The 20,304-nt window shown below is 72.1% G+C and carries 16 protein-coding genes; 8 read left to right on the forward strand and 8 right to left on the reverse strand.

All coding sequences use genetic code 11. The features are described 5' to 3' along the window. The 5 genes from AB0J90_RS31900 to AB0J90_RS31920 all read left to right on the forward strand — a co-directional run bounded on the left by AB0J90_RS31900 (position 1) and on the right by AB0J90_RS31920 (position 5,761). The gene (locus AB0J90_RS31900; protein ID WP_363602287.1) at positions 1-486 is read left to right on the forward strand and encodes a Rieske (2Fe-2S) protein; all 486 of its coding nucleotides are present in this window, start codon (positions 1-3) and stop codon (positions 484-486) included. A gap of 63 nt (positions 487-549) precedes the next feature. Continuing rightward, the gene (locus tag AB0J90_RS31905; RefSeq protein WP_363602289.1) at positions 550-1,293 is read left to right on the forward strand and encodes an MBL fold metallo-hydrolase; all 744 of its coding nucleotides are present in this window, start codon (positions 550-552) and stop codon (positions 1,291-1,293) included. A 63-nt stretch (positions 1,294-1,356) separates the two neighbouring features. Next, entirely contained in the window at positions 1,357-3,297 is a 1,941-nt protein-coding gene (uvrC, locus tag AB0J90_RS31910) for an excinuclease ABC subunit UvrC (RefSeq protein ID WP_363602291.1), read from the forward strand. A 236-nt stretch (positions 3,298-3,533) separates the two neighbouring features. Continuing rightward, on the forward strand, positions 3,534-5,378 hold the full coding sequence (locus AB0J90_RS31915) for a carbohydrate binding domain-containing protein (protein ID WP_363602293.1): 1,845 nt from the start codon (positions 3,534-3,536) through the stop codon (positions 5,376-5,378). A gap of 197 nt (positions 5,379-5,575) precedes the next feature. Beyond that, a complete protein-coding gene (locus AB0J90_RS31920; RefSeq protein ID WP_363602295.1) occupies positions 5,576-5,761 on the forward strand; it encodes a hypothetical protein in 186 nt (61 codons plus the stop codon). Positions 5,762-5,791: 30 nt separating this feature from the next. Here the strand turns inward: AB0J90_RS31920 and AB0J90_RS31925 are convergent, their stop codons facing one another. Together AB0J90_RS31925 and AB0J90_RS31930 are read right to left on the reverse strand one after the other, a co-directional pair. Further along, positions 5,792-6,391, reverse strand: a complete 600-nt coding sequence (locus AB0J90_RS31925) for a YdeI/OmpD-associated family protein (RefSeq protein WP_363602297.1) — start codon at positions 6,389-6,391, stop codon at positions 5,792-5,794. After that, a complete protein-coding gene (locus AB0J90_RS31930) occupies positions 6,381-6,920 on the reverse strand; it encodes a MarR family transcriptional regulator (RefSeq protein ID WP_363602299.1) in 540 nt (179 codons plus the stop codon). The genes AB0J90_RS31925 and AB0J90_RS31930 overlap by 11 nt, the downstream gene beginning before the upstream one ends. A 196-nt stretch (positions 6,921-7,116) precedes the next feature. On the opposite strand from AB0J90_RS31930, the gene AB0J90_RS31935 reads away from it, so the two are divergent. Beyond that, positions 7,117-7,431 carry a hypothetical protein gene (locus tag AB0J90_RS31935; RefSeq protein ID WP_363602301.1) on the forward strand — a complete coding sequence of 105 codons (315 nt, stop codon included), beginning with the start codon at positions 7,117-7,119 and terminating at the stop codon, positions 7,429-7,431. A 177-nt stretch (positions 7,432-7,608) separates the two neighbouring features. On the opposite strand, the gene AB0J90_RS31940 is transcribed toward AB0J90_RS31935, so the two are convergent. Further along, complete coding sequence (locus tag AB0J90_RS31940) at positions 7,609-8,130, reverse strand: GNAT family N-acetyltransferase (protein WP_363602303.1); 522 nt, start codon at positions 8,128-8,130, stop codon at positions 7,609-7,611. A 57-nt stretch (positions 8,131-8,187) separates the two neighbouring features. Between AB0J90_RS31940 and AB0J90_RS31945 the strand changes: the two genes are divergently transcribed. After that, a complete protein-coding gene (locus tag AB0J90_RS31945; RefSeq protein WP_363602305.1) occupies positions 8,188-8,691 on the forward strand; it encodes a GNAT family N-acetyltransferase in 504 nt (167 codons plus the stop codon). Between the two features lie 44 nt (positions 8,692-8,735). After that, a complete protein-coding gene (locus AB0J90_RS31950) occupies positions 8,736-9,329 on the forward strand; it encodes a GNAT family N-acetyltransferase (RefSeq protein WP_363602307.1) in 594 nt (197 codons plus the stop codon). On the opposite strand, the gene AB0J90_RS31955 is transcribed toward AB0J90_RS31950, so the two are convergent. Genes AB0J90_RS31955 through AB0J90_RS31975 form a run of 5 tightly spaced genes read right to left on the reverse strand, consistent with a single transcriptional unit; the run spans position 9,330 to position 20,297 of the window. Beyond that, the gene (locus AB0J90_RS31955; protein ID WP_363602309.1) at positions 9,330-10,382 is read right to left on the reverse strand and encodes a methyltransferase; all 1,053 of its coding nucleotides are present in this window, start codon (positions 10,380-10,382) and stop codon (positions 9,330-9,332) included. Between the two features lie 46 nt (positions 10,383-10,428). Continuing rightward, positions 10,429-11,781: an MFS transporter gene (locus AB0J90_RS31960; RefSeq protein WP_363602311.1), complete on the reverse strand. Its 1,353-nt coding sequence runs from the start codon at positions 11,779-11,781 to the stop codon at positions 10,429-10,431. Continuing rightward, complete coding sequence (locus AB0J90_RS31965) at positions 11,774-16,240, reverse strand: amino acid adenylation domain-containing protein (protein ID WP_363602313.1); 4,467 nt, start codon at positions 16,238-16,240, stop codon at positions 11,774-11,776. The genes AB0J90_RS31960 and AB0J90_RS31965 overlap by 8 nt, the downstream gene beginning before the upstream one ends. Beyond that, the gene (locus AB0J90_RS31970) at positions 16,237-19,551 is read right to left on the reverse strand and encodes an amino acid adenylation domain-containing protein (RefSeq protein WP_363602315.1); all 3,315 of its coding nucleotides are present in this window, start codon (positions 19,549-19,551) and stop codon (positions 16,237-16,239) included. The genes AB0J90_RS31965 and AB0J90_RS31970 overlap by 4 nt, the downstream gene beginning before the upstream one ends. Further along, positions 19,548-20,297: a DUF6875 domain-containing protein gene (locus AB0J90_RS31975; RefSeq protein ID WP_363602317.1), complete on the reverse strand. Its 750-nt coding sequence runs from the start codon at positions 20,295-20,297 to the stop codon at positions 19,548-19,550. The genes AB0J90_RS31970 and AB0J90_RS31975 overlap by 4 nt, the downstream gene beginning before the upstream one ends. Positions 20,298-20,304: the final 7 nt, after the last annotated feature.

Below are 20,304 nucleotides of genomic sequence, written 5' to 3' on the forward strand. Positions count from 1 at the left end.
ATGAGTGACGACCAGATCGTGACCGGTCAGGTGCAGACCCGCCGCGCCCTGCTGTTGGGTGCGGGCGCCGTCGGCGCGACCGTGGTACTCGCCGCCTGCGGCACCGACAACTCCACCGACGGTTCCGACGACGCGGGCGCGCCCGCCGGCAGCGACCCGGCGGGCGATCCCAACGCAGGTGGGGACAACGGCGGCGGCGCGGACGTGCTGACCAAGACCGCCGACGTGCCGGTCGGCGGCGGGTTGATCTTCGCGGCGAAGGACGTCGTGGTGACCCAGCCGACCAAGGGCGAGTTCAAGGCGTTCAGCGCGATCTGCACCCACCAGAACTGCCCGGTGACCAACGTCGACGGGGGCACGATCAACTGCTCCTGCCACGGCAGCAAGTTCTCGATCACGGACGGTTCGGTGAAGAACGGACCGGCCACCCGGCCGCTGGCGGCCAAGGACGTCAAGGTCGAGGGCGAGAACATCACCCTCGCCTGATCCGCGGGCCGGCCTGGCGCGGAGGACCCCGCGCCAGGCCCGGATCCGGCCTACGATCCGGGGATGCGGCTGACCGTACTCGGCGCGTGCGGCGCGTGGCCGGAGGCGGGGCAGGCGTGCAGTGGTTACCTGGTCGAGCACGACGGGTTCCACCTCCTGCTCGACATCGGCTACGCGACCCTGCCACGACTGCTGGAGCGGATCGGCCCCGAGCAGGTCGACGCGGTTTTTGTCAGTCACGGCCACCCGGATCACTGCGCGGACCTCAACCCGCTGCTGCGCGCCCGCCATCTCCGGGCCGACAAACCCCCACCCCTTCCCGTGTACGCGCTGCCAGGCGCCCTGGACCCGGTGCTCGCACTGGACCGCCCCGGCATGCTCGACGACGCGTACGTGCTGCACGAGTTCACCGCCGGTGACCGGCTGCGGATCGGCCCGTACGAGGCGTGGACGCGGCTGCTGCCGCACTGGGTGCCGAACGCCGGGGTGCGCCTGACGGCCGGCGGGCGGGTGCTCGCGTACACGGGTGACACCGGGCCGAGTGCCGAGGTGGTGGAGTTGGCCCGTGACGCGGACCTGCTGGTGGCCGAGGCGAGCCATGTCGACGAGGTGCCGCAGGACTCCGTACGCGACCTGACCAGCGCCCGCCAGGCCGGTCGGCAGGCGGCCGAGGCGGGCGTCGGCATGCTGCTGCTGACCCACTTCTGGCCCGGCACCGACCGGACCGCCGCCCAGGTCGCGGCCGGTGACGCGTACGCCGGGGAGGTTGCCGCCGCCGTGCCCGGCCTGGTCGTGGATCTCGGGTGAGCCCCGTCCCGGCCCGGACGGGCTCGGCCGGGAATGACAGGGGTGCGGACTAGGCTTGCTGACGTGGCTGACCCCTCGACCTACCGTCCCGCCCCGGGCACGATCCCGGAGGCTCCGGGGGTTTACCGCTTCCGTGACCCGACCGGCCGGGTGATCTACGTCGGCAAGGCGAAGAACCTGCGCAGCCGGCTCAACTCCTACTTCGGCGACACCTGGAACCTGCACCAGCGCACCCAGCAGATGGTCACCACCGCCGCCTCGGTGGACTGGATCACCGTGGGCACCGAGGTCGAGGCGCTCCAGCAGGAATACACCTGGATCAAGCAGTACGACCCCCGGTTCAACGTCCGCTACCGGGACGACAAGTCGTACCCGTACCTGGCGGTGACGCTGGACGAGGAGTACCCGAGGTTGCAGGTGATGCGGGGGGCCAAGCGCAAGGGGGTGCGCTACTTCGGGCCGTACTCGCACGCCTGGGCGATCCGCGAGACGCTCGACCTGCTGCTGCGGGTCTTCCCGTCGCGTACCTGTTCCTCCGGGGTGTTCAAGCGGGCCGGCCAGATCGGGCGGCCGTGCCTGCTCGGCGACATCGGCAAGTGCTCCGCGCCCTGCGTCGGCCGGGTTTCCGCCGACGAGCACCGGCAGATCGTGGACAACTTCTGCGACTTCATGGCCGGCAAGACCGACACCATGGTCCGCCGCCTGGAACGGGAGATGCTCGACGCCAGCGAGCAGCTCGAATTCGAGCTGGCCGCGCGGCTGCGCGACGACGTGGCCGCGCTGCGCCGGGCGATGGAGAAGCAGACGGTGGTGCTCGGTGACGGCACCGACGCCGACGTGGTCGCGTTCGCCGAGGACCCGCTGGAGGCGGCGGTCCAGGTCTTCCACGTCCGCGACGGCCGGGTACGCGGCCAGCGCGGCTGGGTGGTGGAGAAGGTCGAGGACCTGACCACCGGCGACCTGGTGCACCACTTCTGCACCCAGGTCTACGGCGGCGAGCAGGGCGAGGCCGACGTCCCCCGCGAGCTGCTGGTGCCGGCCCTGCCGCCGGACGCCGACGCGCTCGCCGACTGGCTGTCCGACAAGCGGGGGAGCCGGGTCAGCCTGCGGGTGCCGCAGCGCGGCGACAAGCGGTCGCTGCTGGAGACGGTCGGGCGCAACGCCGGTGAGGCGTTGACCCGGCACAAGCTGCGCCGCTCCGGCGACCTGACCACCCGGAGCAAGGCCCTCGACGAGATCACCGAGTCGCTCGGGCTGCGTACGTCACCGCTGCGGATCGAGTGTTACGACATCTCCCAGATCCAGGGCACCGACGTGGTCGCCAGCATGGTCGTCTTCGAGGACGGGCTGCCGCGCAAGAGCGAATACCGCAGGTTCATCGTGCGCGGCGCCACCGACGACCTCTCCGCCATGTCCGAGGTGCTGCGCCGCCGGTTCGCCCGCTACCTGGAGACCCGCGCGGAAACCGGTGAGCTGGGTGAGGAGACCACCATCGACCCGGACCGGCCGGGCATCGACCCGACCACCGGGCGGCCGCGCAAGTTCGCGTACCCGCCGCAGTTGGTGGTGGTCGACGGCGGTCAACCCCAGGTGGCGGCGGCCTCGGCGGCACTGGCCGAGTTGGGCATCGACGACATCGCGCTCTGCGGCCTGGCCAAGCGGCTGGAGGAGGTGTGGCTGCCCGACGACGAGTTCCCGGTCATCCTGCCGCGTACCTCCGAGGGCCTCTACCTGCTGCAACGCGTACGGGACGAGGCGCACCGGTTCGCCATCACGTTCCACCGGGAACGGCGGTCGAAGCGGATGACCGTCTCCGGCCTGGACAACGTGCCCGGCCTCGGTGAGGTACGCCGCAAGGCGCTGCTGCGGCACTTCGGCTCGGTCAAGCGGCTCGCCGCCGCCGAGGTGGACGAGATCGTGGAGGTGCCCGGCATCGGTCGCCGTACCGCAGAGGCGATCATCGCTGCCCTCAACCCGGACCGGGTGTCGGCCCCGCCCGCCTGACACGCCTGCCGATCCACCGCCGGGTGCAATCCCGGCGGTGCTGTGGCGTCTGCACATCTGATCGCTGACCTGCGGATTCAAGATGTTCGCAAGGTTTGTCCATGCATCGACACCCACAGTGGGCCTCACGGCACCCTAGGTGGTTGCCGGATTCCCGCGACCCGCGCGTCCGCCACTGCCGTCGGACGGCGCCGGTACGCGTCGTGTCGCCTTCAGCACTGTGGAAAGGGCCAGGCATGGACCAACCGATCGGCGCAACCATTCGCCGACCTGTCCTCCGCCACCGTTTCGGTGGCCTGCTACGAGCGTTGCTCGCGACGGTGGTCGCGGCCACCCCGCTGGTCGTGGCGGTGGGGCCGCAACCGGCCTCGGCCGCACCGGCGAACGGCAACCTGATCATCAACGGGACCTTCGACAACGGCAGTACCCAGCCCTGGTGGACCCGCCTCAGCGAGACCAGGACCGACGTCCAGGCCGGACAGTTGCGGATCAGGACCCTTGGTGAGCGGCCGAACACCTGGGACGACCTGGTCGGCCACTTCGAGTTCGGGGTGGAGGCGGGGCGTCGCTACCGGCTGCAGTTCGACGCGAACACCGACGTCGGCCGCACCCTACGGGTGTCGGTGTCCCGGGTGAACACCCCGTTCACCTCGGCGTTCGACCGGAACATCACGCTCGGCAGCGCGATGACGCGCTTCACCTTCGACTTCACCTCACCGTTCGCCGACCCGCAGGCCGTACTCTTCTTCCACCTCGGTGACAGCGTGGCCTCGACCGTACGGCTGGACAACATCTCCCTCACGCCGCTGCCCGCCGACCCGGTCACCGATCCGGTGCTCTTCTGGAACGACCAGCTGCTGGAGGCGTACCGGGTCGCCCGCGACGGTGTGCCGCCGACCAGCGGTTCCCGGATCGGCGCCATCATGCACGCGGCGATGTGGGACGCGGCGGTGTCCGTGACGGGCACCGGGCAGCCGTACCGGGCCCGGGTTCCGGTGCACTATCCCGGCACCCTGGACGACGTCGTCGCCCCCTCGCTGGAGGCGGCGATCAACCAGGCGGCCCGCGACACCCTGGTCGCGCTGTTCGCCAACAACGTCCACCCGGGGGTCGACCCCGCCCGGTTCGACATCGCGTTGGCGCAGGCCAACGGGCAGCTCCCGGCCGGGGTGAACGCGTCCGAGATCGCCCGTGGCACCTCGGTCGGCACCCAGGCCGCCACCGCGATCCTCCAGGCTCGCGCAGGCGACGGCTCGGGTGTCACCACGCCGTACACGCTGGACGGGGTGCGCGGCTCGTGGCGGCCGACCGAGCCCGGCACGTCGGCGGTCACCCCGAACTGGGGCCGGGTCACCCCGTTCGCGATGACCCGGAGCAACCAGTTCCGGCCGGGCCCGCCGGCCGGTGCGGCAAACTACGCCGACCTGCTGGGCAAGCAGGAGTATCTGGACCGGGTGGACGAGGTCCGGCGGCTCGGCGGTCGACAGAGTACCGAGCGGACCGCCGACCAGACGCAGATCGCGTTCTTCTGGGCCAACGACGTGCCCGGCACGTACAAGCCGCCGGGGCAGTTGTACGCGCACACCCGCATCGTTGCCGAGCCGCGGGGGCTCGGCATACTCGGGAACGCGCGGCTGTTCGGGCTGGTCTCGCTGGCCATGGCGGACGCGGCCATCGCCGCCTGGGACGCCAAGTACGAGACCGGGATCGACCTGTGGCGGCCGGAGAGTGCGATCCAGGAGATCGAGCCGGGCTGGAAACCGCTGTCGCAGCGCCCGAACGGTGTCTCGTTCTCCCCGGCCTTCCCGGCGTACATCTCCGGGCACGCCACCTTCGCCGGGGCGTGGGCGGGGGTGATGCGGGCCTACTTCGGCACGGACGCGGTCCCGTTCACCGGCACCACGGAGGACCCGAGCGCGATCGGGGTGCGACGCTCGTTCACCACCTTCACCCAGGCGGCACAGGAGAACGCGCGGAGCCGGATCTATCTCGGCGTGCACTACCAGTGGGACGCGGACGCCGGTCTCGCCACCGGCACGTCCGTCGCCGCCCGGGTGTTCAGCACCCAGCTTCGACCGTGACCGGCGGGACCGCGTACGGGTCGACCGTGGGATGACCCGTACGCGGGACCGGAGCACCGAATAGGAACCTGCGGCGGTCGGCCGGTCGCCATCCAGGCGACCGGCCGACGTGCCGGTGCGCAGGGGTTGGGGCAGACCGGCATGGGCCGCCCGGGCCGGTGCGGTTGACGGCGAGGTCGAGTGGGCAGGAGAAGTTCGTGGATGACTTCAAGCGACCGACGATCGCGGCGGCGATCGGACTCCTGCCGGTGTCCATCATCCTGGTGCTCGCCAACGACGGACCGCTCTGGGCCGGGATCGCCGGCTGGGCGGTCGGTGCCGCGGTGATTGCCCTGCTGGGCTTCGGGCTCGGCCGGCTGCGCTCGCGTACCGGCTCGCGCTGAACGCGGCGCCGCAGCGGGTACGCCGGCTACTCAGTCTTCGAGGCGACGTTTCTGCGGGTAGATGGTCTCGCCGCGGGTGAGCATCTCGACGAACTGGGCGATCCGCCGCGCCCGCGTCTCGGCCTTCTTGGCGCTGCCGACCCGGTACACGATGGCGAAGCTGTTCTGCTTGGTCAGGATGTCGAACATCGCCCGCGCCCTGGGCTCGGCGTCCAGCGCCGCGGCCAGGTCGGCCGGGACCTCGGCGGTGGCCGGTCCGGCGTACGCGGCGTCCCACCGACCGTCGGCCTTGGCCCGCTCGATCTCCGCCGTACCTGCCGGACGCATCCGGCCCGCCTCGACCAGGGCGGAGACCCGGGTGACGTTCCGTGCCGACCAGGGGCTGGTCGAGCGGCGCGGACTGAAGCGCTGCGTGTACGTGGTCTCGTCGCGGCTGCGTGCCTGGCTGTCGATCCAGCCGTAGCAGAGCGCCTCTTCGAGGGCTTGGGCATAGGTGAGGCTGGTGGGGTCGGTGCTGCCCTGCTTGGCGAGCAGCAGCCAGACCCCGTCCGAGTCGCCGTGGTGCGCGTCGAGCCATTCCCGCCACGCATCCTGGTCGGCGACGGTCAGTTCGGGCTGGTCAGGGCTCATCGTCGACTCCTGGGTCCGGGGCGGGGGTGGCCGGTGTCGCCGGTTGCTCGGCGACGATCATGACCCGGCGCAGCAGGTCCGCCAGGGTCCGGCGTTCGGTCGGGTCGAGGGCGTCGAGCAGCCGGTGGTCCTCGTGGCCGAGCACCTCCATCGCCCCGAGCCAGGCGGCGTGGCCGGCGTCGGTGAGTTCGATGTCGACCCGGCGGCGGTCGGTGGTGGACGGGATGCGGCGGACGAAACCGCGCCGTTCCAGGGCGTCGAGGCGGGCGGTCACCGAGGGTGGGGCCATGTCGAGGTCGGCGGCGAGTTCGGTGGGGGTGGCCCGGCCCCGGCGGCCGGCGAGCACGTGCAGGGTGTCGAACTCGTGTCGCTGGAAGTCGAAGTCGAGCAGGTAACGCTCCTTGACCCGGCGCAGGTGGCGGGCCAGCCGGATCGCGCGGGTGACCACGCCCTCGACGTCCGGATCGAGGCCGGGCAGGACCGGCATCCACCGGTCCACGTGATCGTCGGTCGCGTCGCGCTGCTGCACAGCCACACTCTACGTCACCATCGAATTATTCGTTGACGAAAGATTCGGCGTCGAACTAAATTCGCCGCATGGACCATCCCCTCCGGCTCCGCACCTTCCGGTTGCTTTTCCTCGGCCGTACGCTCTCCGCGCTCGGCGACGCCGTCGTGCCGCCTCGTACGGCCTCGCGCTGACCGCGCTCGGCTTCCTCAACCCGGTGTGGGAGACCGTTGTCCAGGCCGAGATTCCGCCGCACGCCCTGGCCCGCGTCACGTCGTACGACTGGCTGCTCTCGCTGGCCGCGACGCCGGTCGGCTACGCCCTCGCCCCACTGGGTGCGAGCCTCTGGTCGGCCGAGACGCCCCTGGTCGCCGCCGCGATCATCGTCGCGCTCGCCTGCCTCGGCACCGCCGCCGTCCCCGGCGTACGCCGCATCGGCGGATCACTCGGCGGTGGTCGACGGCCACCGGGCAGTACGCCCGAGCGCGAGGCGGAGCCGGTCAGTACCGCGGCCGGAACCGGAGGCGCATGACGCGGAGAGTTCTACATCAATTCGATGTACGCACGCGTCTGGGTATGTACGACCTGACGAAGTGGTCGCCGGTTCGCGTACGCGGTTGATCCACGGTTGCTCAGCCCTGGAACGCCGACCAACACAGGGCTGAGTAGCCGCTGAGCAGGGGCGAACGCCGCCAGAACTTGCTCCGGATCAGGCGGGGGAGGGCGTGAGCAACTGGTAGATCGCGTGGTCCTGCCACTGTCCGGCGATGTTGAGGTAGTTCGGGGCGACGCCGAAGCGGACGAATCCGCTGCGTTCCAGCACCCGCTGAGAGGCGGCGTTGTGCAGCAGCACCGAGGCCTCGACCCGGTGCAGCCCCAACTCCTCGAACGCCACCCCGACGACGGCGCGTACGGCGGCGCTCGCGACGCCCCGGCCGTTGTCGACGGCGTTCACCCAGTAGCCGAGGCTGCACGACTGGAACGGGCCACGCACGACCGTCTGGAGGTTGATCCGGCCGACCACCCGTCCCGAGTCGAGGATCACGTGCGGGAACCCGGCGCCTCGCCGATGCTGTTCGAGCGCGGTCTCGACGACAACCCGGTGGCCCTCGACCGTGAAGTAGTCCTCGTCCCGAACCGGCTCCCACGGGGCGAGGAAGTCACGGTTGACCCGTGCGAGTTCGGCCAGCACCGGCACATCGTCGAGCTGGAGGAGCCGGATGCTGATCATCCGAAGATGATCTCAGATCGGCGCGGTACTCGGGTCCCCACCGGTAGGCTGCGCCGCGTGGCGCTGAACGTGACGCTGGACGAGTTGACCGCGCAGAACCGTGAAGCCGTACTCGCGTTGCGGGTCGGACCGGGGCAGGGGCGGTTCGTCGGGACCGTACGGGAATCGTTGGCGGAGGCGGCGGAGTACCCGTACGCGAAGCCCTGGTACCGGGCGGTGTACGCGGCTGCCGAACCGGTCGGCTTCGTGATGCTGAGCTGGGACGCGGAGCCGCAACCGCCGGAGATCATCGGGCCGTGGTTCCTGTGGAAGCTGCTCATCGACGAGCGACACCAGGGGCGCGGCTACGGGCGCGAGGTGGTCCGGCAGGTCGCGGACCTGGTACGGGCGGAGGGTGCCACCGAACTGCTGACCAGCTACGTCCCGGAGGACGGCGGCCCGGCCGGCTTCTACCGGCGACTCGGCTTCGTGCCGACCGGTGAGCAGGACGCCAGCGGAGAGGTGATCGTGCGCCTCACCCTGGCCCCGAGTTCAAGCGCTGACCGGACGTCGACCGCCTGACCCGTACACGGGCCGGCCCAACGGTGAACTGGCAGGATTGCCGGGTGCCGAAGCTCTCGCAGTCCGCCCTGCATCCCGCCTATCCGATCCGAACCCCACGGCTGTTGCTGCGTCCGCTCAGCACGAACGACGTCGACGCGCTGCTCGCGTACCGGAGTCTGCCCGACGTCTGCCGTTACGTGCCGTTCGAGCCGATGACCCGCGAGGTGGTCAAGGACCGGCTCGCCACGGTGTGGGCGAACCACGGCCTCACCCACGAGGGGCAGGCCCTCACCCTCGGCATCGAGCTGGCCGCGACCGGTCAACTCGTCGGCGACGCCGTGCTCTTCTGGCACAGCCGGGAGCACGGTGGCGGCGAGATCGGGTACGTCCTGCACCCCGACCACGCCGGCCACGGTTACGCCACCGAGGCGGCGCACGAACTGCTGCGCCTGGGCTTCGACGACCTGGGCCTGCACCGCATCGTCGCCCGGATCGACGAACGCAACGAGCCGTCGGCAAGGGTCGCCCGACGGTTGGGGATGCGGCAGGAGGCGCGTCTCGTACACAACGAGCTTTTCAAGGGCGAGTGGAGCACCGAACTCGACTTCGCGATGCTCGCCGACGAGTGGCCCGCGCATCGGACCGTCCAGAACTGATCAGGTGCGGGTGGCGATGACCAGGTGGTCGGCGTCGGAGCGGGTCAGCATCCGCTCCTCCGGCTCACCGAAACCGGCCGCGGTGAGCAGCTTCGCCAACTCGTCGAAGGCGTACGCCCTGCCGCCCTGGGTGTGGAACAGGTTGAGGCTGAACGCGCGTACGAACGCGTCGGCGACGCCCGGCGGGCGCTCGGGGACCTCGGCGAGCGGCTCCAGCAGCACCACCCGGCCGCCCGGGTTGAGCGCGGCGGCGACCCGTTCGAGCAGTGCCGCCACCTGGCTGTCGTCGTACCCGTGCACGATGTTGAAGAGCAGGACCAGGTCGTAGCCGGCGCCGAGGTCGGCGGTGAGCAGGTCACCCGGTCGCAGCTCGACCCGGTCGGCGAGCCCGGCGGACTCGACCACCGCCCGGCCCTGGGACAGGGCGCCGGGCAGGTCGACCACCGTGGCGCGCAATTGCGGGTACGCGTCGCAGAACGCGGCCGTGTAGCCGGCGTGCCCGCCACCGAGGTCCAGCAGCCGACCCCCGGACGGCGGAGCGGGGACCAGGGTGATGACCTCCTCGGAGAGCCAACCGGCGAGCCGGCGCAGCATGGTCTGGAAGTCCGCCAGCGTCTCCGGGCGCTGCTCCAGCCAGGAGTAGAAGTCACCGGTCGGACCGCCCTGGCGGACCGAGGTCTCCAGGTCGCCCCAGAGTTCGGTCACCACGGTGGTCCAGAACGACAGCACCGGGGCGAAGCTGTCCGGAGTGGAGCGCAGCAGCCAGCGGCTGGTGTTCTCGCTGTTCGCGTACGCGTCGCCGGGCTGGACCAGGTAGCCGAAGCCGACCAGCGCGTCGAGCAGCAGGCGCAGCCCGAGCGGGTCCGCGCCGATCCGCTCGGCCAGCGAGGCGACCGGCAGCGGGCCGTCGGCCAGTTCCTCGAACACGCCGAGCCGCAGACCCGCCCCGGCGGTCCGGAACGAGATCGCGTTCAGCATGTCGAGGTGGGCCGCGGGGGCCTCGTCGGTCTCCATGAACGCGCGGGCGACCTCGGGCGGCAACGGCACCGGCATGCTGCTTCTCCTTGAACTCGGAAACTACGGCGGGGGACGGGAGGGCTCAGCCGCGTACGGGCTCGGCGGCCGGCTCGGTCGTGGCGGCCGGCTCCGGGGCGGCCGGCTCCAGGGCGTCGGGCAGGTCGTCGACGTTGCGCAGCGAGCGGCGGGACCAGGCGAACGCCACCAGCAGCACCATGAGCGTGCCGACCACCGCGAAGACCAGGGCGGTTCCCCGGCCGTCGCCGGTGCCGACGATCGTGCCGACGCTGCCGGCCAGCGCGCCGTCGGGGCGCATCAGCGGCTCGAAGACCTGGTCCGCGAGGGGACCGGCGAGCAGGTACGACACCGGGATGCTCGCATCACCGACGACCCGCGCGGCGGCCAGCACCCGGCCCAGCACCTTCGGTTCGGTCTTGGTCTGGATCAGGGTCATGGTGGAGCTGTTCACGATCGGCAGGGTGAACAGGAACAGCGGCGCCACCACGGCGATCAGCCAGGCCGACGGGCTCAGCGAGTGCAGCACCAGCGCGACCCCGCCGAGGGCCAGCCCGCCGAACACGGCGTGGATCCGCCGGGCCGGACCGCCCCAGGCGGTCATCACCAGGCTCCCGGCGAAGAGTCCGGCGCCACCGGCGAACATCAGTACGCCGAGGGTGTCCGGCGAGGCGAACGACAGGATCAGCGGCTGCACCAGCACACCGGCGAAACCGAACAGGAAGTTGTATGCCCCGAAGAGCACCATGAGCTGCCACAACCCGGTGTGCGCGCGCAGGTAGTGCCAACCGGCGGCGGCCTCCCGCAGCACCGGTTCGCGGGTACGTTCGGCGGCCGGGCGGGTCGCCTCCACCGGCAGCCGGACCAGCAGCAGGGTCAGCGACGCGACCGCGAAGCTGACCAGGTCGATGGTGAGCACCCCGCCGATCCCGATGGTCACCACCAGCACCCCGGCGATCAGCGGCGCGGCGATCTGGGCGGCCCTGGTCACCTGCATCAGCCCGTTGAACCGGGCCAGGTGAGCCTTGCCGACCAGGGCCGGGGTCATCGCCTGGTAGCTGACCTGGTGCACGGTGGACGAGGCGGCGCTGAGCGCGCTGGCCAGGTAGATGTGCCAGACCTCGAGACTGTCGGCCGCCACCAGCAGGGCGAGCGCGGCGGTGCCGACCGCCGCGCCGAGATCGCTGAGCAGCATCACCTTGCGGCGATCCCAGCGGTCGGCGATCACCCCGGCGAACGGGGCGACCAGCACCGCCGGCAGGCTGCTGGCCAGGAAGATCAGCGAGAACTGGGTGACCGAGCCGGTCCGCTGGTAGACCCAGACGCCGAGCACGAAGCCGGTCAGGCTGGAGCCGACCAGGGAGACGAGCTGACCGACCCAGACCGCGATCAGCAGGCGGGCGCGGAGTCGTTCAGCCATGCGTACTCCCGGAATCGGTGTGCCCACCGGGCGGCGGGGCGAGGAACCCGGTGCGGACGTACCAGGCCAGGTAGGTGTGGACCAGCGCCGGGTCCGCGGGCGGGCAGGTGATGCCGGCCGGCGCCAGCGCCGCCTCGGTCCGGGTGCAGTCGAACCGCGGCTGGGTACGCCGGGGCGCCTGCTCGCCGAAGAGCGGGGTGAACGGTGCCAGGGCCACGTCCGGCCGGGCCAGCAGGGCGGACCGCCACCGGTCGTACGGCACCAGCTCGACCGGGTAGCCGAAACCGCTCAGCGCACCGGCCAGGTCGGCGAAGGAGATGGTGTGGTTGTTGTAGTAGTGGAAGTCGTCGTTCCGGTACCCCGGCTGCCGGGACAGGTGCCCGATCGCCCGGCCCACGTAGTCGACCGGGGCCAGGTCGGCGTGGTCGTCCGGAATCTCCGGCACCGCGCCGAGCTGCACGAACGTCTTCAACAACCGGCTGAAGTAGTCGTCGGCGTTGCCGACCCCGGTGCCGGCGTGGCCGGTGATCCGGGCCGGCCGGTGCACGCCCACCGACAGCCCGCGCGCCCGCGCCGCCCGGACCAGCGCGTCCGCCGCCCACTTGGTGGCGTTGTAACCGTCACCGAGCCCGGTGCAGTCGTCCGGTGCGTCCCGCTCGTCGACCACCCCGCCGACCCGGTCCGGGGTGAGGAACACCCCGAGGGTCGAGACGAGCTGTACGGCGGTCGGGCGCCCGGCGGCGGCCAGCCGGAGCACCTCCAGGGTGCCGTCGACGTTCGCCGGCCGCAGCCGCTCGTACGGCATCAGGAAGTTGACCAGCCCACCGTTGTGCAGCACCAGGTCCGTACGGTCGGCCAGCGCGTCGAAGTCCCGCCGGTCCAGCCCGAGCCCCGGTTCACCGAGATCCCCCGGTACGCCGACCAGACGACCGTGGTACTCGTCGCGCCAGAGGCCGTAGCGGAGCAGGTTGTCGCGTACCCGGTCGGTGGCGGCCTGCGGGGTGGCGGCCCGGACCAGGCAGTGCAGCTCCGCCCGGCTGTGGTCGAGCCAGTCGGCGAGCAGGTGCGCGCCGAGGAAGCCGGTGGCACCGGTGACCAGCACCGTCTCGGGTACCGTCGCCGGTTGGCCCGCCGGCAGGCGGTCGGCGATGTCGTCGGGGAGCACGGCGTCGGCGCGTACCCGATCGGGGTCGAGCGTGCGGTCGGCGTGCCCGGCGCGGGCCCGGTCGATCCGCTCGGCGAGGCCGGCCAGGTCGGCGGTTTCGAACAGCGCCCGCAGCGGCAGGTCCACGCCGAGGTCGGCGGTGATCCGGGCGGCCAGCGGGCCGGCGAGCAGCGAGTGTCCACCGAGGTCGAAGAAGTTGTCCCGGGCACCGACCCGCTCGCGGTCGAGCAACCCGGCCCAGATGTCCGCGAGCGCGCGTTCGGTCGGCGTCCGGGGCGGCACGTGGTCGTGGTCGAGCGGCTGGTCGGCCGGGGCGGGCAGGGCCGCCAGATCGAGCTTGCCGTGCGAGTTCAGCGGCAGCTCGGGCAGCAGCACCACGTGCGCGGGCACCAGGTAGTCGGGCAGCCGCTCCCGCAGCCCGGCCCGGACCACGGCCGTCGTCGGCGCCGGCTCGGCGGTCGGCACCAGGTACGCGACCAGGCGCGGCCCGGTCCCGTCGTCGCGAACCGTCACCGCCGCCCGCGCCACCCCCGGTTGCGCCGCGCAAGCCACCTCCACCTCGCCCAGGTCGATCCGATGCCCACGGATCTTCACCTGCCGGTCGGTGCGGCCGAGGAACTCCAGCGTCCCGTCCGGCCGGTGCCGTGCCAGGTCACCGGTGCGGTAGAGCCGCGCACCCGGCGGCCCGTACGGGTCGGCGACAAAACGCAGCGCGGTGAGCCCCGGCGCGCCGAGGTAACCACGGGCCGGTGCGGTGCCGCCGACGTACACCTCGCCGGTGAAGCCGATCGGCACCGGGCGCAGCCGGGCGTCGAGCAGATGCACCCGGACCCCGGCCAGCGGGCGCCCGATCGGCAACTGGCCGAGACCGGGCAACTCGGCGGCGTCCACGGTGTCGTACGTGGTGGCGCAGACGGTCGCCTCGGTGGGGCCGTAGTGGTTGTAGATCCGTACGGTGCCGCCGGTGGCCTCCGCCCAGCCGCGTACCGCCCCGGTCGGGGCCGCCTCGCCGCCGATCATCAGCGCCCGCAGCCCGGTGTCCGTACGCGGAGCCGCCCCGGCCAGGTCCGCCACCCAGCGGGCCCAGAGCGCGGCGGCGGTGTCGACCAGTGTGATGCCCTGCTCGACGCAGAGGCGGAGCAGGTCCGGCCCGGTCAGTTCGGCCGGTCGACGGTGTACGACCAGGGCGGCACCGGCGACCAGGGCCGGGAACAGGTCGCCCACCGAGGCGTCGAAACTGAGCGGCGGCAGCATCAGCAGCCGGTCGCCGGGGCCGATGTGGTGCAGGTCGACGAAGGAGCGGGTCAGGTTGACCGCGGTCCGGTGGGTGACCATCACGCCCTTGGGCGTGCCGGTGGAACCGGAGGTGTAGATGACGTACGCGAGCTGGTCCGGTCGGGTCACCGGCAGGGGCCTGTCGTCGGTGTCGTCGCCCGGGTCGGTGTCGCCCACGGACAGGACCGTGCCGGGGTGGGCCGCGAAGCGGTGCGCGTCGGCCGGGTCGGCCAGCAGCACCGGGGCCTGCGCGTCGGCGAGCAGCCCGAGTAGGCGTGCGGGTGGGTGGCCCGGGTCCAGCGGCAGGTACGCCCCGCCGGCCTTGAGGATGCCGAGGATGCCGACGACCGCGTCCGTACCGGCGGGCAGGACCAGTCCGACGGGGACCTCCGGGCCCACCCCGGCGCGGCGCAGCCGCCGGGCCAGCCGCTCGGCCCGCCGGTCCAGCTCGCCGTAGCTGAGCACCCGGTCGCCGTCGACCACAGCCGGTGCGTCCGGCGTCGCCACCGCCCGCGCCCGGATCAGCTCCGCCAACCCGTGATGCGGTTGCGCCGCCTCCCCGGTGTCGTTCCACCCGGTCAGGGCCTGCCGGTCGGCGGGCCCGAGCAGGTCCAGTTCGGACAGCCGCCGGTCCGGGTCGGTGACCATGGCCCGGAGTACGAGTTGCAGCCGGTCGGAGAACCGGCTGATGGTCGACGGGTCGAACAGGTCGGTGTTGTAGTCGACCACCCCGGACAGGGTCGGGTGGGTCTCGAAGAACAGCACGGTCAGGTCCAGCCGCGCGGTTTCCCGGTCGAAGCTCACCGGCCGCACCTCGAGTGCCGCCGACCGTCGCGCCTCGACCGCCGGGTTGACCACGCACATCACCTGGAACAGCGGGTTGCGGCTCGGGTCGCGGGGCAGGTCGGCCAGCTCGACCACCTGGTTCAACGGCAGGTCGGCGTGGTCGATCGAGTCGACGCAGGTACGCCGTACCCGCTGCAACGCGGCAGCCAGGCTCGGATCACCGGACAGGTCGGTACGCAGCGCCAGGCTGTTCACCATCAGCCCGACGACGGACTGCAACTCCGGGGTGGACCGGGTGGAGACCGGTGAGCCGACGCAGATGTCCTCCTCGCCGGTCCACCGGTGCAGCAGCACCTGCAACGCGGTCAGGACCAGCATGAACCGGGTGCAGCCGGTGGACCGGGCCAGCCCGTCGAGCGCGCCCGCGAGTTCCGCCGGCACCTCGAAGCGGTGCGTCGCCCCGGCGAACGTCTGCACCGGCGGACGTGGCCGGTCGGTGGGCAGCTCCAGCGCACCGGAGGCGCCCGCGAGCTGCCCGGCCCAGAACTCGCGCTGGCGCTGCGTCAGCCCGGCGTCGAGCGCCTGTTGCCGCCAGAGCACGTAGTCCGGGTACTGCACCGGAGGCGGTGCCGGGGCCGCGCCGCCGAGCAGCCCGTCGAGCACCTCGCCGAAGACGGTCGACATCGACCCCTCGTCCGCGACGATGTGGTGCAGGCTCAGTACGAGCAGGTGCTCGTCCGGCTCGAGCCGGGTCAGCTGGATCCGGGCCAACGGCCCCCGTTCCAGGTCGAAGCCGGTCTCGATGTAGGCGCGGGCGAGGTCGTCGGCGTGCGCCGCCCGGTCACCGGGTTCGTCGGCGAGATCGTGTACCTCGATCGGGATCCGGATCCGGGGGTCACCGGGCGCCAGCACCACCTGCTCGGTCCGGCCGTCGTGGAGCGCGAACACCGTACGCAGCGCCTCGTGCCGGTCCTGGACGGCGTCCACCGCCGAACGCAGCGCGGCGGCGTCCAGGGTGCCGGTGAGCACCGCCGCGACGGCCAGCGCGTACGCGCCGGTGCCGGGGTCGAGCCGGTCGAGGAACCAGAGTCCCTCCTGCAGCGGGGAGAGCGGGATCCGGGTGCCGGGTGTACGTACCGGGATGCTGGTCGGACGGCGGGCGGAGGTCACGCCCCGCCGGGCGAGCAACTCCCGGATGAGCCGTTCGCGGGCGCCGGAGTCGACCTCGGTCACGACGATTCACCCAGCAGGCTGCGTAGCTGCTCGGTCGACATCCCGTCCAGGTCCTGGCGAAGCTCCGCGACGGTCACCACATGCCCCGGTACGGGTTCCCGGGCGACCAGCGCATCGGTCATCGTGGCCACCGTCGGCGCCTCGAACAGCACCCGGATCGGCAGGTCCATCTCGAACGCGGTGCCGATCCGGCTCAGCGCCTGCGCGGCGAGCAGGGAGTGCCCGCCGAGCTGGAAGAAATCGTCGTGTACGCCGACCCGCTCCACCCCCAGCACCTGCTGCCAGATGTCCGCCAGCGTCTGCTCCACCGGGTTGCGCGGGGCGACCCGTTCCACGGTCACCGTGTCCCGCCAGTCCGGCTGGGGCAGCGCGCCCCGGTCGGTCTTGCCGTTCGCGTTCACCGGCAACGCGGAGAGGGTGACCAGGGTCGCCGGCACCATGTAACCGGGCAGCCGGGTCGCCAGCCACGGGCGCAGCACCGACCAGAGGTCCGGGGTGCCGGCGACGGACGGCACCACGTACGCGACCAGCCGGGTGTCGTCCGAGCCGGCCGCCCAGGTGCTGACCACCGCGTCGGCGACCAACTCGTGCGCCCGCAACTGCTCCTCGATCTCGCCCAGCTCGATCCGGAAACCACGGATCTTCACCTGGTGGTCGGTCCGGCCGAGGAACTCCAGCCGCCCGTCGGCGCGCTGCCGGGCCAGGTCACCGGTGGCGTAGAGCCGCGCCCCGGGGCGACCGGTGAACGGGTCCGGCACGAACCGGGACGCGGTCAGCCCCGGCCGGCCCGGGTAACCCCGGACCACCCCCTGGCCACCGATGTGCACCTCGCCGACCACCCCGACCGGCACCGGCTGGCCGATCCGGTCCAACACGTACAGCTCGGTGTTGGCGATCGGCGTACCCAGGTCGATGGCGGCCGGCGACGGCGCCACCGTCGTCGCGGCCGACCAGACCGTGGTCTCGGTCGGGCCGTAGCAGTTCCACAGCGTCGCGCCGTCCGCGATCAGCGCGTCGGCCAGGTCCCGGGGCAGCGCCTCCCCACCGCAGAGTCGCAGCCGCAGCCCTTCCGGCACCCCGCCGGTGGCCAGCAGGAGCCGCCAGGTCGCCGGGGTCGCCTGCATCGCGGTGATCCCGTCCGCGACCAGACGCTGCCGCAGCGCGGTGCCGTCGCCGGTGACCGCACTGTCCACGATGGTCAACGGGGTGCCGCTCAGCAGCGGGACCAGCAGTTCGAGCACGGAGATGTCGAACGAGAGCGTGGTGACCGCCGCGAACCGGTCGGTCGGGGTGAGGCCGAGGTCGTCGTGGAACGAGGCGACCAGGTTCAGCACCGCCCGGTGCGGCACCGCGACGCCCTTCGGTCTGCCGGTCGAACCCGAGGTGTAGATCAGGTAGGCGAGCCCGTCCGGGTGCGCCGGCACCGGCTCCGCGTCGGCCGGGGCCGCGGCCAGTTCGGCGGCGTCGTCGTCCAGGCAGATCACCACCGGTACGTCAGCCAGCAGGTCGGCCAGCTTCTCCCGGACCGACCGCTGGGTCACCACCACCGTGGCACCGGAGTCGGTGAGCAGGTAACGCAACCGGTCCGCCGGCAGGCTCGGGTCCAGTGGCAGGTAACCCGCACCGGCGTGCCAGGCACCGAGCACCCCGACCAGCATCCCGACCCCGCGTTCGAGGCAGATCCCGACCGGGCTGTCCGGACGCACCCCACGAGCCCGCAGCACGTACGCCAACCTGGCCGCGCGCTGGTGCAGTTCGGCCGGGTCGACCGCGCCGTCCGGGCCGCTGACCGCCGGCACCTCGCCCGCCTCCGAGTCGTCGGTCGGCAGCAGTTCCAGCACCGAGGCGACCGGCGGCAGCCCCCGGGCGGTGTTGTTCCAGTCGACCACCGAACGCCAGCGTTCCACCCCGGCGAGCAGCGGGATCTCCGCCACCGGCCGGTCCGGGTCGGCGAGCGCCACGTCGAGCAGGGTGGTGAGCTGCCGGGCCAACCTGGCCACCGTGTCCGCGTCGAACAGGGCGGTGTCGTACTCGACCGCCATCTGCAGGCCGCCGTCGGAGGCGGCCTCGCCGACCAGGGAGAGGTCGAACTTGGCGGTGCCGCTGTCGACCCGCAGCGAAGTGCTGGTCAGGTCGACCAGCTCCAGGTTGGCCGGCGGGGTGTTCTGCACGATGAGCTGGGTCTGGAAGACCGGCGCGTGCCCCAGGCTGCGTTCCGGCGCCAACTCCTCGACCAGCTTCTCGAACGGTACGTCCCCGTTGGCGAGGCCGCCGAGGGTGGCCTCCCGCACCCGGTCGACCAGCTCACGGAAGCTCGGCACACCGGCCACCGACACGCGCAGCGGCAATGTGTTGACGAAGAAGCCGATCAACGGCTCCAGGTCGGCGTGGTTGCGCCCGGCGACCGGGGTGCCGACGACCAGTTCGTCCTGGCCGCTGGACCGGGACAGCAGCGCGGTGAAGGCAGCCATCAGGGTCATGAACACGGTCGCGCCGCTGGACTGGTTGAACTCCTGCATCCGCCGCAGCAGCGGTACGCCGAAGTCGAAGTAGTGCACCGCGCCCCGGTACGACTGGGTGGCCGGGCGGGGACGGTCGGTGGGGAGCGTGAGCAGGGCCGGCGCGCCGCGCAACTGGTCCAGCCAGTAGTCGAGCTGGTCCCGCAGCGCCGGACCGGCGAGCTTCTCCCGCTGCCAGAGCGCGTAGTCGGCGTACTGGGCCGGCAGGTTCGGCAGGTCCGGTGACCGGCCGGCGCGCAGTGCCGCGTACGCGGTGTTCAGCTCGGTGAACAGCACACCCAGCGACCAGGCGTCGGAGACGATGTGGTGCAGGCAGAGCGACAGGTGGTGGTCGTCGTCGGCGGTCCGGACCAGCCGGGCCCGGAACAGGGGGCCGTGGGCCAGGTCGAACGGGCGGCGAGCCTCCTGCCAGATCAGCCGTGCGGCGTCGTCGGCCGACGACCCGGTCAGGTCGGTGACCTCCAGCACCGGGTCGGCGTCGGCGCGTACGACCTGCACCGGTTCGCCGCCCGAGTCGGCGAAGGTGGTACGCAGCGCGCCGTGCCGCCGCACGATCAGCTCCAGGGCGGCCCGCAGCGCGTCGACGTCGAGCGGGCCGCGCAGCCGGAACGCGACCGGGATGTTGTAGACCGGGTCGCCGGGCTGGAACCGGTCGAGGAACCACAGCCGCTGCTGCCCGAACGACACCGGGTACGTGCGCGGCGCGTTCGCCCGCTCGGTCAGCATGCGGGCCAGCAGGGCCCGCTTGTTCGGCGTGGTACCGGTGTGACCCGTCCCGTTTCCTTCGCTCATGATGCTGCTGCTCCTTGCTGATCGGCCAATTGAGGCACCGGCGGTCGCGGGGTCACCGGTGCCGGATGGGGCGCGGGGAGGCCGAACTCGTTCGCCGCGGCGGCGACCCGGCTGCGCAGGGCCGGCGGCGTGTTGGCGCCGAACAGGCGCAGATAGGTGGCGACCGAGCCAGGGTCGTCGGCGAGGAACGGGAAGTCCGACGAGACCATGTGCCGGATCGCGAGCAGCGGCACCGGGCTGTACAGCGGCCGGAAGTCGAGGTTCCACAGCCCGGCCTTGTCCGGCGGACCACTGTGGAACTCGCCGATCATCAGGCCCTCCGCGACGTACTGCGGTTTCAGGCGTTCCTGGGTGGCGTCGACGACGGCGTTCGCCTCGGTCTGCGGCACGTCCGGCAGGGTCAGCAGGATGGTCTTGAACTGGGCCGCCGGGCCGCTGGTCGGCGGCAGTTGGCGGAACCAGTCGCGGTAGGTCATCAGCAGTTCGTCGAGGGCGCCCGGTTCGACCGTCTCGCCCCGGTGCACCGCCAGGTAGAACATGCCCCGGTCCAGCGACGCCTGCGCGAACGGGCAGACCGGTCCCTTGCGTCCCAGTTCCGGATGGGGTCGGCAGAGGTACTCACGGGCCCAGCGGAGCACGCTGAGCAGTTTCTCCTCGACGCCCTCCAGCAGCGGGTGCACCGCCTCGGTGGTCAGGTCGAACTGTTCCACCAGCACGCAGGCCGGTTGTTCGGGATGGATCAACACGTTCCCG

Origin of the sequence: Micromonospora sp. NPDC049523 (assembly GCF_040676775.1) — a bacterium.
Lineage (GTDB): Bacteria > Actinomycetota > Actinomycetes > Mycobacteriales > Micromonosporaceae > Micromonospora_G.

What these genes read in the sequence shown, in the direction of transcription:
- AB0J90_RS31900 (WP_363602287.1), top strand. Translation starts at nt 1, where the DNA reads ATGAGTGACGACCAGATCGTGACCGGTCAGGTGCAGACCCGCCGCGCC.
- AB0J90_RS31960 (WP_363602311.1), bottom strand. Translation starts at nt 11,781, where the DNA reads ATGGCTGAACGACTCCGCGCCCGCCTGCTGATCGCGGTCTGGGTCGGT.
- AB0J90_RS31905 (WP_363602289.1), top strand. Translation starts at nt 550, where the DNA reads ATGCGGCTGACCGTACTCGGCGCGTGCGGCGCGTGGCCGGAGGCGGGG.
- AB0J90_RS31915 (WP_363602293.1), top strand. Translation starts at nt 3,534, where the DNA reads ATGGACCAACCGATCGGCGCAACCATTCGCCGACCTGTCCTCCGCCAC.
- AB0J90_RS31955 (WP_363602309.1), bottom strand. Translation starts at nt 10,382, where the DNA reads ATGCCGGTGCCGTTGCCGCCCGAGGTCGCCCGCGCGTTCATGGAGACC.
- AB0J90_RS31940 (WP_363602303.1), bottom strand. Translation starts at nt 8,130, where the DNA reads ATGATCAGCATCCGGCTCCTCCAGCTCGACGATGTGCCGGTGCTGGCC.
- AB0J90_RS31970 (WP_363602315.1), bottom strand. Translation starts at nt 19,551, where the DNA reads ATGAGCGAAGGAAACGGGACGGGTCACACCGGTACCACGCCGAACAAG.
- AB0J90_RS31925 (WP_363602297.1), bottom strand. Translation starts at nt 6,391, where the DNA reads ATGAGCCCTGACCAGCCCGAACTGACCGTCGCCGACCAGGATGCGTGG.